Source organism: Microlunatus phosphovorus NM-1, assembly GCF_000270245.1.
GTDB classification, from domain to species: Bacteria; Actinomycetota; Actinomycetes; order Propionibacteriales; family Propionibacteriaceae; genus Microlunatus; species Microlunatus phosphovorus.
In genome coordinates, this window is sequence record NC_015635.1 from 3,375,799 (window position 1) to 3,388,532 (window position 12,734).

13 protein-coding genes are annotated in these 12,734 nt (G+C 67.6%); 6 read left to right on the plus strand and 7 right to left on the minus strand.

Translation table 11 applies throughout. From position 1 onward, the window contains the following. Window positions 1–80: 80 nt before the first annotated feature. The 4 genes from MLP_RS15230 to MLP_RS15245 all read right to left on the minus strand — a co-directional run bounded on the left by MLP_RS15230 (window position 81) and on the right by MLP_RS15245 (window position 3,801). Window positions 81–401, minus strand: a complete 321-nt coding sequence (locus MLP_RS15230) for a WhiB family transcriptional regulator (RefSeq protein WP_013864036.1) — start codon at window positions 399–401, stop codon at window positions 81–83. A gap of 95 nt (window positions 402–496) precedes the next feature. Next, on the minus strand, window positions 497–778 hold the full coding sequence (locus tag MLP_RS15235) for a hypothetical protein (protein ID WP_156821170.1): 282 nt from the start codon (window positions 776–778) through the stop codon (window positions 497–499). A 193-nt stretch (window positions 779–971) separates the two neighbouring features. Next, entirely contained in the window at window positions 972–3,113 is a 2,142-nt protein-coding gene (locus MLP_RS15240; RefSeq protein ID WP_013864038.1) for an ATP-dependent DNA helicase UvrD2, read from the minus strand. Between the two features lie 196 nt (window positions 3,114–3,309). Continuing rightward, on the minus strand, window positions 3,310–3,801 hold the full coding sequence (locus MLP_RS15245; protein ID WP_013864039.1) for a GNAT family N-acetyltransferase: 492 nt from the start codon (window positions 3,799–3,801) through the stop codon (window positions 3,310–3,312). A 117-nt stretch (window positions 3,802–3,918) separates the two neighbouring features. On the opposite strand from MLP_RS15245, the gene MLP_RS15250 reads away from it, so the two are divergent. Together MLP_RS15250 and MLP_RS15255 are read left to right on the plus strand one after the other, a co-directional pair. Then, window positions 3,919–4,167: a mycoredoxin gene (locus MLP_RS15250; RefSeq protein ID WP_013864040.1), complete on the plus strand. Its 249-nt coding sequence runs from the start codon at window positions 3,919–3,921 to the stop codon at window positions 4,165–4,167. 13 nt (window positions 4,168–4,180) lie between these two features. Further along, a complete protein-coding gene (locus MLP_RS15255; RefSeq protein WP_156821171.1) occupies window positions 4,181–4,861 on the plus strand; it encodes an HAD hydrolase-like protein in 681 nt (226 codons plus the stop codon). A gap of 3 nt (window positions 4,862–4,864) precedes the next feature. Here MLP_RS15255 and MLP_RS28040 read toward each other — a convergent pair whose 3' ends face one another. Continuing rightward, the gene (locus MLP_RS28040) at window positions 4,865–5,071 is read right to left on the minus strand and encodes a hypothetical protein (protein ID WP_013864042.1); all 207 of its coding nucleotides are present in this window, start codon (window positions 5,069–5,071) and stop codon (window positions 4,865–4,867) included. Window positions 5,072–5,201: 130 nt separating this feature from the next. Here MLP_RS28040 and MLP_RS15265 point away from each other — a divergent pair, with 130 nt between their 5' ends. Together MLP_RS15265 and MLP_RS15270 are read left to right on the plus strand one after the other, a co-directional pair. Further along, window positions 5,202–5,807, plus strand: a complete 606-nt coding sequence (locus MLP_RS15265) for a ClpP family protease (RefSeq protein WP_041792578.1) — start codon at window positions 5,202–5,204, stop codon at window positions 5,805–5,807. Beyond that, entirely contained in the window at window positions 5,804–6,403 is a 600-nt protein-coding gene (locus MLP_RS15270) for a ClpP family protease (protein WP_013864044.1), read from the plus strand. Before MLP_RS15265 ends, MLP_RS15270 begins: the two co-directional genes overlap by 4 nt. 27 nt (window positions 6,404–6,430) lie before the next feature. Here the strand turns inward: MLP_RS15270 and MLP_RS15275 are convergent, their stop codons facing one another. Further along, window positions 6,431–7,837, minus strand: coding sequence for an FUSC family protein (locus tag MLP_RS15275; RefSeq protein ID WP_156821172.1), 1,407 nt, complete (start codon window positions 7,835–7,837; stop codon window positions 6,431–6,433). 7 nt (window positions 7,838–7,844) lie between these two features. Then, complete coding sequence (locus MLP_RS15280; RefSeq protein ID WP_041792581.1) at window positions 7,845–8,177, minus strand: helix-turn-helix domain-containing protein; 333 nt, start codon at window positions 8,175–8,177, stop codon at window positions 7,845–7,847. A gap of 363 nt (window positions 8,178–8,540) precedes the next feature. On the opposite strand from MLP_RS15280, the gene MLP_RS26520 reads away from it, so the two are divergent. After that, entirely contained in the window at window positions 8,541–10,490 is a 1,950-nt protein-coding gene (locus tag MLP_RS26520) for a polysaccharide deacetylase family protein (protein WP_013864047.1), read from the plus strand. Next, on the plus strand, window positions 10,487–12,643 hold the full coding sequence (locus MLP_RS15290) for an acyltransferase family protein (protein WP_013864048.1): 2,157 nt from the start codon (window positions 10,487–10,489) through the stop codon (window positions 12,641–12,643). The genes MLP_RS26520 and MLP_RS15290 overlap by 4 nt, the downstream gene beginning before the upstream one ends. The last annotated feature ends 91 nt before the right edge of the window (window positions 12,644–12,734 follow it).

Consider the following 12,734-nt stretch of genomic DNA (forward strand, 5'->3'; position numbering starts at 1 on the left):
AGAGCCGGCCCGGCAGGCCTGGGGATCCAGGCTCGCCGGGACCGGCATCCTCTCTCATGATGCCTGCTCCGCCGGGACACTCACGCGGCGACCGGCTCAGGCAGCGGGTGCTTCCGCGGCCGCCCCCGCGGCCGCTTGCGGGCCACGACGACGCCGCCGATGAACAGCTCGCCGCCCCAGACGCCCCACGGCTCGCGCCGTTCCAAGGCTCCGGCCAGGCACTCCGGCCGCAGCGGGCAGTCCTGGCACTGTGCCTTCGCTGCCTCGACGTCGCCGGGTGACTCGGCGAACCACAGGTCGGGGTCGCCCAGTCGGCAGGGCAGGGTCTGCGTCTCCAGCGCCGAGGGACCCGTCCCCAGGAGCGTGGTGGCGCTCTTCAGGTCTCGTGCTGTCTTGTTCATGTTCGGCCAACTGTCTGCTCGTTCTTGGCCGGGAAACACGAAGGCCGTGAATCCCGGTTTGTCTGGGAGTCACGGCCCTGAGGTCGTCGTCGGTGTCAGTTCACCGGCGGACTGTCAGGTGGCGGTCCCAAACGGGTCGGAAAGGTGGTGAAATCGATGCCTGTCTTGGCGGCCAAGCTGTGGGCCCACGAAACGCCCCGACCCAGGTCCTTGACCTCATAGAGGCGCACTCCACCCGTGGAGTGCGAGCGGACCGTGGGCAGCAGCGGGTGGGTGACGGCGGACTGCACGGCAGGACGCACCGCGGCGGCAGGGGTGACGCGCATGAGGGCGCCTTCGACCGCACTGACGGTGCATTCGAGCGTCTTCATTGTCATCACCACCTTCTCGGACTGGAATCTGCAGCGTGCACGCTGAAGACCAGCGGCACGACGTTCAGATTAGGTCACTGACAAGAGCATCCGCAATCGGTTTTACGTACATGTTCGCCAGAAGTTTTTTCTTACCTGGTGGATGCGTTCGCGGGCACGCCCGAGGAGCCGACTCCGGCAGCCGATCGACCCCGGCGGATCAGGTCTCCGCAGCCAGGATGGCGAGCACCTGATCGCCGTACTTGCCCAGCTTCGCCTGGCCGAGTCCCGGGATCTTGAGCAGTGCTGCGTCTGAGGTCGGGCGGGCCTCGGCGATCGCTATCAAGGTGGCATCGGTGAAGACGCAGAACGCCGGCACCTTCTCCTCCGCCGAGGTCTGCTTGCGCCACTCCTTCAGCAGGGTCAAGGTCCGCTCGTCGTAGGTGGCCGGGCAGTCGGCGTGGCGGCCGAGCTTGCGCTCGGCGGCGTCGTGCAGCGCATGACCGCAGGTCCGGCAGTGGGCCGCGAGCACGGTGCCCTTCCGACGCTGGCGCTGGTCGCCCGCGGCGCTCGGCGCCGCACCGCCGCGATAGTGCGCGGGCAACAGCGGATCCAGGAACCGCGACGGTTTGCGCGTCGCCTGCCCCCCGCCGCGGGTCCGCGACCACGACACGTGCAGGTGCTCTCGCGCCCGGGTGAGCCCGACATAGAGCAGCCGGCGTTCCTCGGCGACCTCGTCCGGCCGGGTGGCGAGCACGAACGGCAGCGATCCCTCCTGGATGCCGAACAGCGCCACCGCATCCCACTCCAGGCCCTTGGCCGAGTGCAAGGTGGAGACCGTCACTCCTTGCGCCGAGGGCACGTGCTGCGCCTGGGCGCGCCGCTCCAACTCCTCGACCACCACCGGGAGACCGATCGGCTCCGCGCTGGCCGCCGCGAGGTCCTCGGCGACCGCGACCAGCGCGGCCAACGATTCCCAGCGCTCGCGTACCGCGCCGGCGCCGCTCGGCGGCTGCTCGGTCCAGCCGAGCGCGCCCAGGGTGGCCTGCACCTCGGCCACCGCGTCCGCCGGACGGTCCCCGTCCAGCTCGGTGATCGCTCGTGCCTGGGTCCGCAGGGCGTGCAGCGCCTGTCGCACCTCGGCGCGCTCGTAGAAGCGCTCACCCCCGCGCACCAGGTACGGGATGTTCCGCTCGGCCAGAGCCTGCTCCATGACGGGTGACTGTGCGTTGATGCGGAACAGCACGGCCATCTCGCGGTAGTCCACCCCGCGCGCCGCGAGCCCGGCCAGCCAGTCGGCGATCTCGGCGGCCTCGTCTGCCTCGTTCTGGGACTCCTGCAGCAATGGCTCCGGACCGGGTGGTCGCTGTGCCTGAAGCTCCACCGCATCGATCCCGCCGCCGGCCGTCGGACCACGACCCGCGCGCATCACCGCGTTCGCGGCACCGACCACCTGAGGCGTGGAGCGATAGTCACGAACCAGCCGGACCACCGTCGCGTTCGGATGCCGACGAGCGAAGCCGGTGAGGAAATCGGCGCGGGCACCAGCGAAGGAGTGGATGGTCTGGGCAGGATCGCCGACCACGCACAGCTCCGACCGGTTGCCACGCCAGAGCTCCAACAGGCGATGCTGCAGCGGTGAGACGTCCTGGTATTCGTCGACCACCAGGTGCCGATAGGTCCGCTGCACCTGATCGCGGATGTCGTCGTGCTCGGCCAGCAGCGCGGCGGTGCACAGCAGGATGTCCTCGAAGTCGATCCGGCCTCGCTGCCGCTTCAACTCCTCATAGCCGGTGAAGATCCGCGCCACCGTCTCCGGGTCGATGCCGGACACCGTCCGGTCCAGCGGCGCGGCCACCCGGGCGTAGTCCTCCGGTGTGGTGTTGCTGACCTTGGCCCAGGAGATCTCACCGAGCAGGTCGCGCAGCCGGGCCGTGTCGACCCGGACTCGCAGCCGGCCGGCCGCCTCGGCGACCAGGGACATCCGGTTGTCCAGCACCGACGGCAGCTCACCACCGTACGCCTTCGGCCAGAAGTACTGCGCCTGTCGCAAGGCCGCCGAATGGAACGTACGCGCCTGCACCCCGCGGGCGCCCAGCTGCTGCAAGCGGCCGCGCATCTCCCCCGCCGCCCGGGTGGTGAACGTCACCGCGAGCACGGCCGTCGGCGAGTAGGCCCCCACGGCCACCCCGTACGCGATCCGGTGCGTGATGGCCCTGGTCTTGCCAGTGCCCGCGCCGGCGATCACCGCCACCGGACCATGCAGGGCGGTCGCGACCGCCCGCTGCTCCGGATCGAGCGCAGCCAAGAGCAGTTCCGGATCGCCGCCGATCCGCGGCGGCGCGATCGAGGCGGTAGACATGGGAGCAACTCTAGGCTCGGCCACCGACGGGGTCTTCGTCGCTCACTGCGAGGCTGCGCTCCCAAGACTCCGTCTTCCTCTTGGGGTGTGTGACATGTTTGGCCCGCGGGCGCAAGGCATGCCGAAGTTCCGCTCGATCCGCGATCGTCCTTGGCCCGCGGGCGCGAACCGTACCCCGGGGCACGCTCGCGGCGGATCAGCGGAGCGCCAGCACCATCTCGTGCTCCAGCAGGCTGGGCTGGTGCGGCAGCGGTTCCGTCACGCCGGTACGGACGAATCCGCACCGTGCATACAGCCGAGCGGCGCCGTCGTTGGTCTCCACCACATGCAACCGAACCCGGCTTGCCCCGTCTGCCCTGGCCTGTGCCACGACGGCCTCGACAAGCTGCTCGCCGACACCGCAGCGCCGGGCTTCCGCGACGACGAACATCGCCACCAGGTTCACCGTCCCGGGCTCCCCCGGATCGGTGAACCCGGTCGCCGTCCCGATCACCTCGCCATCCGCGTTCCCCGCCAGGAACTGAGCGGAATCGCCGATCCGTGCCTTCCATTGCTCGGGCAGGAAGGCGATCTCGCGCTCATAGGTCGAGGCAAAGGCAAGTGGCGCATCACGCAGCGCCCGCAACCGAATCGCACGCGAGCGTTCCCAGTCGGCTTCGACGCTGCGACGCACCACTACCGCATCCACGCTGCTTAGTGTGTCCCCCGTGGGACCCGCTCGGCCAGGGGATTACTTCCCGGAGTATGTGATCAGGACCGCAGTCACAAGCGGAATGCCAGGCCTCCCTGACAGGTTTGAGTCACCATGGCACAGGTGACGATGTACACCACACAGTGGTGTGGCTACTGCTATCGGCTGAAGGCGCAGCTCAGGCACGCCGACATCGCCTATGACGAAGTGGACATCGCGCGCCACCCCGAGGCGGCTGACCTGGTGGCCTCGATCAACGACGGCAATCAGACCGTGCCCACCCTGGTCTTCGCCGACGGCTCCGCACTGACCAACCCGAGTGTCGCCCAGGTGCAGGACCGGCTGGCCGTCCTCAGCTCGTGAGTCTCCCCTTGTGATGGCCGACTCGACCGCAACGTCCAGTGGAATGACCGGGATCGCCGGGATCACGACCGTCGTCTTCGACATCGACGGCACCCTGCTCGACTCGGCGGCCGGCATCCTGGCCGGCTTCCGACGGGCCCTGGTCGCGGGCGGTGTCGCAACACCCGCGGAAGCCGACCTCCGGATCCATCTCGGTCCGCCGCTACTGGACTTCCTGGTGACCGCAGGCGTGGCTCAGGACCGTCTTGCAGAGGCTGCACAGGCGTACCACGACTTCTATCTCACTGATGGGATCTGGCAGGCAAGCCCGTACGCGGGGATCACTCCGCTGCTCGACCGACTGGTCGCCTCCGGCTATCGGCTGGCCACCGCATCGGCGAAGCGATCGGCGACTGCCGAGGCCATTGTCACCGCACACGGTCTGGCGCCCTACTTCGCGGTGATCGGCGGCACCAGCCAGACCAGGCTCACCAAGGCTGACACCCTCGGGTATGTGCTGGCCGAGCTCAATGCCGAGCCGGGCGAGACGATCATGATCGGCGACCGGCACCACGACATCGAGGGAGCGCACGCCCACGGGATCCGGGCGATCGGCGTGCGCTGGGGCTACGGCGTGGGCGACGAGCTGGTGCGCGCCAGGGCTGACTGGCTCGCCGACGACGTCGCTGACCTGGTTCGACTGCTCGGGGCGTGAGGCTCAGCGCACCCGAGCGGTGATCACCAGATACTCCCAGTCCATGACCAGCGGTGCACCGTCGCCGAGATCGAATCGCCGACCGAGCGCATCGAGATCGCGATCCAGCGCCGCGACCCGGTCCGGTTGATCGGCCAGCGCTCGGTTTGCCGCGGTGGTCGGCCCGTAGTTGGTCGTGAAGTAGTCCCGGAAATCCGCCGCCTGATCCACCGTTCCGCCTCCTGACCCGCCGCACCGCTGCCCTGACCCTCCGGAGCACACGAGAGAATCTGCCAGAGGCAGATCCGCCCACAGCAGCACGGTCTTCGCCGCCAGGTCCGATCCGGGCACGGTGGTGACCATGAGCGAAACAGCCACCACACCCTTCGACGAGCAACTGCTCAGTCGACTGCTGCACCAGCGCATCATCGTCCTCGGCGCCGAGGTCGACGACCCGATCGCCAACCGCATCTGCGCCCAGCTGCTGCTGTTGTCGGCCGAGGATCCGCGCGCCGACATCAGTCTCTACATCAACTCCCCCGGCGGCTCGGTCTCCGCGGGCTTGGCGATCATGGACACCATGCGGCTGATCCCCAACGAGGTCAGCACGCTGGCCATGGGCTTGGCCGCGAGCATGGGACAGTTCCTGCTGACCGCCGGCACGCCGGGCAAGCGGTACGCGCTCCCGCACGCGCGGGTGCTGCTCCACCAAGGTTCCGCCGGGATCGGCGGCACCGCGGTCGACATCGAGATCCAGGCACAGAACCTGGAGCACACCCGCGACACGGTGCTCGGGCTGATCGCCGAGCACAGCGGGCAACCGATCGAGCGGATCGAGCAGGACTCGCTGCGCGACCGTTGGTTCACCGCCGAGGAGGCCAGAGCGTACGGCCTGGTCGATCACGTGGTGAGCACGCTGGACGACATCCGGCCGGAGGGCCGGCGCGCAGTGGGGCTGGCCCGATGAGCAGCTACACCATCCCCAATGTGGTCGAGAAGCGGCCGACCGGAGAGCGTGCGCTGGACATCTACAGCCGGCTGCTGTCGGACCGGATCGTCTATCTCGGCACCGAGTTGGACGACGGTGTGGCGAACGTGATCGTCGCCCAGCTGCTCCACCTGGAGTCGGAGGACGCCGAGCGGGAGATCAACCTGTACATCAACTCCCCTGGTGGCTCGATGACCGCGATGCTGGCCATCTACGACACCCTGCAGTTCATCCACGCACCGGTGGCGACCACCTGTGTCGGTCAGGCCGCCTCTGCTGCGGCGGTGCTGCTGGCGGCCGGCTCGCCCGGTCGGCGCTCGATCCTGCCGCATGGCCGGGTGCTGCTCCATCAGCCCTCGGCCGAGGGGCGCGGGACCTTGCCGGACCTGGTGCTGCACGCCCGTGAGGTGATGCGGATCCGGGCTCAGATGGAAGAGGTGCTGTCCCTTCACACCGGTCAGTCCGTCCAGCGGCTCAGAGCCGACACCGACCGGGACAAGATCTTCACCGCCGAGGAGGCAGTCGCGTACGGGATCGTGGATGCGGTGATCGGGAGCCGGAAGCTGCTGGCCTGAGTTGCCGTGTTCAGCCAAGTCGTCGGGTCAAGCAGGCTTCGTCGCACCCGAGGACATCGCGTCCGTCTCCTCGTCGGGGTCATCCTCCTCGGCCTCGTCCGCATCCCGGCGCGAGACCACGACATCGGCGATGCCGCGGATGTAGGGCAGCTCGGGATGGGGCAAGGCGGCCTGCACCAGCGACGGCAGTCGCAACGTTGCCCGGCGGGCCTGGCTCGCGTGCCATTCCCGCCGGGCTCGGGCCCGCTCCTCGACGTCGAGCTGAGCCAGCACCTGGTCGATGGCGGCCAGGATCGAGCCGCGCAGCAACCAGGAGGATTCCGCCCCGCCCGGCTGCACCGTGATCAGCTCGGCCAGGATCGCTTTCGTCTCCCGGAGCACGTCCAAGGTGTGATCGAGCCGACGTTCGACCTCCTCCTCCCGGCTGCTCGCCTCGGCCACCACCAGACTGCCGAAACCGGTCACGCTGTCGGCGAGGTCGTCGAGCACGACGGCAAAGGCCTCGCGCAGCTCCGCCCCGTACGGATCCTCCGGTGTCTCCCCGCTGGGCACTTCGGTGCGCATCACCGTGAACAGCGCCCGGACCGCCAGCAGGCACCCGTCCAGCGAGGCGAGCCCACTGGCCAGGACCGGCTCCAGGTCGGCGAACCCGATCGCCCGCGGGTTGAGCCGGCGGCTGTCCTTGAGTCTCGTCACGGCCGCCGTCGCCTGATCGACCCGGCGGCCGGCGACGTCGAGTGCATGGGTCCACCCGGCTACCTGGCCTCGGGTGATCGGCCCGGCGCGCAGCGCCTCGGCGGACTGCCGCAGCGGCGCGCTGATCGCTGCCGCTACGGCCCGGATCGAGTCGCCCGCCGGGCGGATCGGCATCGGTGGCGGATAGAGCAGATTGAGGGTGATGCCGACGCCGGCCCCGATCAGGGTGTTGAGCACCCGGGTCTCGGCGGCGATCTCGGGATTGCTGACGGCAAGGATGAGCATCGCGCTGATCGGCATCTCGATCGCCTGCTCGCCGAGTCGGAGGACCTTGCTCAGCACCAGCGAAACGGCCACGGCGGCGCCCAGGCTCCACCAGGTCAGCCCGATCCAGTTCGACAACAGGGTCGCCACCAGAACTCCGCCCAGCACCGCGCCGACCCGGACGATGCCCATCCGCAGTGTCGAGTACGCCGACGCCTGCATCACCAGCAGTGCTGTCAGTGCACCGGTGATATCGGTGTTGCTGCCGGTGATCAGCCAGGTCATCAGATAGCCGAGCACCGCGCCGGAGGTCAACCGGACCGTCGTGACGATGGTGGGCACCAACCGGTACGGCACATCACGCCACCGGTCGGGATGGGTCGGCCACGCGAATCTGGTCAGTCGACGCAGCCCTCGCCGGATCCGGCCCCGCACCCTGTCTCGGAGGGTGGCCGGCGCCTTCGTCTGACTCACCGGGTGATCAGGCGGCGAGCGCGACCGGACCGGATGGCCGAGAGGCCGACCGGCTGAGCCGGCGCCCCACCGACCGAACAATCTCGACCAACGGCAGGCCCAGCGCACCGCCGACCGCGGCCAGCATCTCCGAGGACGGCTCTTTGCGGCCGCGCTCAAGCTCGGACAGATACTGCACCGAGATGCCCGCTCGATCCGCTACGTCACGCTGGGTTTCGCCGCGCTCGGCCCGAGTCTCACGGAGCACCTGCCCCACCAACTCGCGCCACAGCGGATCACGCTCGACCGCAGGGGTCGGAGTCTTCGGCGTACGCCCGCGAAACGCCACCACGTCACCCATGGAGCGACCGTACCCGATCAAGACCCCAGCGGTGTCCGGGTGTCGTTTCGCCTGCAGCGAAGCGACCACCCAGCTTCGGGCCGCACCGAACATCGACGAGGACCGCGGACAGCAGAGATCGATACCTGATCCAGCTGTGACCCGCCTGCGGCAGTGCGAAATGAGGTAATCCTCACAACCAAGTTTCAGATCACCTCAAGATCGAGCCCAAGCCCGCGTCGAGACCTCTGGATCGCCTCAAGATCACGAGATCCTTCACGCGTGGTCAATAAAGCTGGGCTATGTTCTTCACCGGCAAGTGACGCCGCAAGCGCTCTGGGGGAATGAGCGCGGCGGCGTTTTCGTATCTCGGGGGAGATTTTCATGAGTTCTGAGCGCCATATTGTCGCGCTTGTTCCCGCTTACAATGAAGAAGAAAGCATCGCCGCCACCATTGAGGCAGTCCTCAATCAGGAGCGAGTGCCGGACAAGATCGTGATCATCCCAAACGGATGCAGCGATCGGACAGCGGACATCGCACGTACCTTTCCGGTCACCGTGATGGAGTTGCCGCGGCTGGAGCACAAGAAGTCCGAGGCCCTCAACCGGGCCTGGCTGCAGTACGCGCAGGACGCGGATGTGGTCATCTGTCTGGACGCTGACACCGTCTTGCCGCCCAACGCCATCGGCGACTGGGAGCAGGAGTTCGTCTACGACTGGGCTCGTCATGGATCACAAGCAGTGACTGCGTTCGCCGGGACCGGATCGTCTCCCGCGCCGTTGCGCAGCCGCGACATCCGCGAGCTGCCACTGGGTGGATCGTCGAGCAAGTTCACCATGTTGGGCAAAGACTTCCTGACCCGCCTGCAGCGAGCCGAGTTCTCCCGTTGGACCGATACCGCGCTGCGCCGTGGCTGGACGTCGGTGCTCGCCGGAACCGGCGCTGCGATCTCCGGGGAAGCCCTCCGCCAGGTCGCGGCGATGGACGATCGAGAAGGTCCCTGGATCTACAGCAGTCAGGTCGAGGACTTCGAGCTCACCTACCGCATCCGCCAGCTGGGCTACCGATGCCAGGTCTCGCCCACGGTCCGCGCCTACACCGACGCCATGAAGACGGTCAAGGCTCTGTGGGGTCAGCGGATGAAGTGGCAGGTCGGCACGATCGAGGATCTGCTCAAGATCGGCGTCAATCGGCTCACCGTGATGGACTGGTTCCAACAGCTCTCCGGGATGTTCTCGGCGTTCGCTCGCTACCTCTGGGTCGCGGTGATCTTGACGCTGTGCCTGGTCGGCCACTTGAGGTTCCAGTGGCTGTGGTGGGTCGCCGTTCCGCTGTTCTTCGTTGTGCTGCAGGTGAAACACGCCCACCGGATCCCGCACCGGGACCGCGTTGACGTGCTCTACGCCTTCTTGATCATCCCGTCCGAAGCCTTCGCGTGGTTGCGAGCCGGCTGGTTCACGGCCGCCTGGATCCAGGCCCCCGTCGACCTGATCCGGGGGCGACACAAGGACCGTTGGGGGCTGCAGTACCGCGCCGAAGCATTCCGGCGCGGACTGGTCGGCAAGCTCCGGCTGGCCGGGATCCGAGTTGTCGCCGCCTCTGGCATTGCCACTGTGGCTCTGTTGTCGATCGGCAACCTGGTGCCGGCCTCTGGACTGCCGACGGTCGAGGCCATCGCCCGAACAGGCACCGGCGCCATCAACCACTCCGGACCGGCAACCTGCCGCGGGTATGTCGCGTTGACCTACGACGACGGCCCGACTCAGTACACGGCGGCGACCTCCGACCTGCTGCGACGCTACGGGCTGCACGCCGCCTTCTTCCTGACCGGCGAGCACACCGAGCTGAACCCGGACGCCGTGCGTGCCCTGGCTGCCGACGGTCAGATGATCGGCAACCACACCGTCACCCATCCGCATCTGACAGATCTGCCGATCTCCCAGGCAAAGCAGGAGATCCTCGACAACGCCGACCTCATCGAGGCAGTCACCGGTCAGCGACCCACCCTGTTCCGCCCACCGTACGGCGACACCAACGACAAGCTGAGCGCCTTCGCCCTTCGAAATGGCATGCCCGAGACGCTGTGGACGCTCGACACCAACGACTGGATCGGCAAGACCCCGTCCCAGGTCGACGACGAGATCGGCAAGGCCAAGGACGGGGACATCATCTTGATGCACGACGACGAGGACACCGACATCAAGACCGTTGCCTTGATCGCCAGCACCTTGCGGCGCCTCGACCTGTGCACGGGACGCATCGTTCCTGACAGTGCAAGCCACCACATCCCACTGCTGGACAAGTCCCATTCCGTCAAGGTGGTGCCCTGGTGACCGGATCACATATCGAATCACATATTGACCAACCCAAGACCGGACATATTCCTCGACGCGATATCCAAGGTCTGCGAGCCATCGCCGTCGCTGCGGTCATCGCAAATCACCTGCTTGGCTTTCCTCAGGGCGGCTTTATCGGCGTCGACGTGTTCTTCGTCGTCTCCGGCTTCTTGATCACCGGAATGCTGCATCGCGAGCATCTCAGGAACGGGCGGATATCCTTCGCATCGTTCTATCGTCGGCGGATTCGCCGGATCGTGCCGATGTCGACGCTGGTGCTGATCGTCACGGTCGCCGCCGGCTACCTGCTGTACCTGAGCGCCCAGGCTCGCAGCGTCCTGGTCGATGCCGGCTGGGCCCTGGCGTTTGCCGCGAACTGGCACCTCGCCCTGGAGGGCACGGACTACTGGAACATGGGCAGCGTCGTCTCCCCGCTCCAGCACTACTGGTCCCTCGCGGTCGAGGAGCAGTTCTACCTGGTCTGGCCCTGGCTGCTGGTCATCGTCCCCGGCCTCCGGCTCCGTAGCCGGGCGCTGTTCATCACGATGGCCGTCGTCACCGGCGGCTCGTTGCTGTGGTCGCTGTGGGAGACAGCGCAGCACCCGACGTGGGCCTACTTCGACACCTTCTCCCGTGCGTGGGAGCTCGGCATCGGCGCGTTGCTGGCCATCGCGGCTCGCCGCCTCGCCTCGCTGCCCGACCGCCTGCGGCCGTGGCTGGCGTGGACCGGCCTTGCCATGATCATCGTCAGTCTGGTCGTCGTCACCGAGAACCACTTCCCCGCACCGTGGGGGCTGCTGCCGGTCGCCGGGACGGCGCTGGTGATCATCGCCGGCACCGGGAGCGACCAGCGGCTGCTGGCTCCACTGACGAACCGGGTGTCGGGCTACGTCGGCGACATCTCGTACTCGCTCTATCTGTGGCACTTCCCGGTGATCATCTTGTTGGCGCTGGTGATGCCGAGCGGGCTGCTGTATCAGCTGACTGCACTGACGCTGATCGTCGGCTTGTCGATCGCCTCGTACCATCTGGTGGAGAACCCGATCCGCCAATCCTCCTGGCTGGAGCCCAAGACAGCTACACCGTGGGAGAAGCACGGCCCACGGTTTGTGCGCTCCAACTCCGGTGAATGGGTGCCGGCCCATCTCCTCGAGGTGACTTCCCGTCAGAACCGTGGCCTGAAGGCCGGTGTCGCCGCGCTGGCGCTGAGTCTCGGGCTCACCGCCACGGCGGTCTTGCTGCCGCTGGGAGCGGGCGCCGAAGTGACTCAGCCAACCGCGTCCGTCGGCGGCCAGCAGGCAGCGGCTGCGACCGGCCAAGCCGTGTCCGCCGCCGTGACGGCGAAGCAGTTCCCACAGCTCAACCCGTCGGTGGACAGCCTCGATACCCAGGCCTGGCTCAACTCGGTGGCAGACCAAGGCTGTCTGAGCTGGGACACCGAGCCCAGCGAGACCGGACCGGACACCTTGAAGTCGTGTGACGCCGGGAATCCTGCCGCCGAGAAGCGGGTGGTTCTGCTCGGCGACTCCTACGCCGCGGCCTGGATGCCGGCGGTGAAGAAGGCCTACATCGCCCAGAACTGGTACGTGCAGGTGGTGACCAAGCAGCAATGCCCCACCGCCTCGGTGTCGGTCACCTTGGTCGGTGGCGACGCCTATCCCGAATGCGACCGGCACCGCGAGTGGACCTTGGAGATGATCAGACAGACCAAACCTGATCTGGTGATCCTCGCCGACGCGGAAGACACACCGGAGCGGCTGGCCGACCACGCGACCGGTGCTGCCGCCGATGCCGAGATCACCCGCGGTCTGACGGACACCCTGGCCGCCATCACCCCTAATGTCGGCAAGACCGTTGTCCTGGCCCCGCCGCCGGCCGGCAAGACCCTGCAGGGGTGCGTCACCCGGATCTCTCATCCGGCCGACTGCACGAGCACGATCAGCGCCGGCTGGACCCACTTTTCCGAGGCACTGCACTCTGCCGCGGCCCAGGGCAACGCCCAGTACGTCGACACCCATCTGTGGTTCTGCACCGAAGACGGACGATGCCCCGGTTTCATCGGGACGACTCCTGTTCGCGTGGACGACGTCCATCTGACCACCACCGAAGCCGCCGCGTTGGCACCACTGCTGGCCGAGGCCATTCACTGAACATCACTCACCGACAACAAGGAATCTCATCATGAACCAGCTACTCGAGATCGGCACCTGGGTGCTGACCGGAATCGGCGCCATCTTCGTC

Coding starts and splice junctions, on each gene's coding strand:
- MLP_RS15270 (WP_013864044.1), top strand. CDS start 5,804: ATGAGCAGCTACACCATCCCCAATGTGGTCGAGAAGCGGCCGACCGGA.
- MLP_RS15265 (WP_041792578.1), top strand. CDS start 5,202: ATGAGCGAAACAGCCACCACACCCTTCGACGAGCAACTGCTCAGTCGA.
- MLP_RS15280 (WP_041792581.1), bottom strand. CDS start 8,177: ATGGGTGACGTGGTGGCGTTTCGCGGGCGTACGCCGAAGACTCCGACC.
- MLP_RS15255 (WP_156821171.1), top strand. CDS start 4,181: ATGGCCGACTCGACCGCAACGTCCAGTGGAATGACCGGGATCGCCGGG.
- MLP_RS15250 (WP_013864040.1), top strand. CDS start 3,919: ATGGCACAGGTGACGATGTACACCACACAGTGGTGTGGCTACTGCTAT.
- MLP_RS15230 (WP_013864036.1), bottom strand. CDS start 401: ATGAACAAGACAGCACGAGACCTGAAGAGCGCCACCACGCTCCTGGGG.
- MLP_RS26520 (WP_013864047.1), top strand. CDS start 8,541: ATGAGTTCTGAGCGCCATATTGTCGCGCTTGTTCCCGCTTACAATGAA.
- MLP_RS15235 (WP_156821170.1), bottom strand. CDS start 778: ATGACAATGAAGACGCTCGAATGCACCGTCAGTGCGGTCGAAGGCGCC.
- MLP_RS15240 (WP_013864038.1), bottom strand. CDS start 3,113: ATGTCTACCGCCTCGATCGCGCCGCCGCGGATCGGCGGCGATCCGGAA.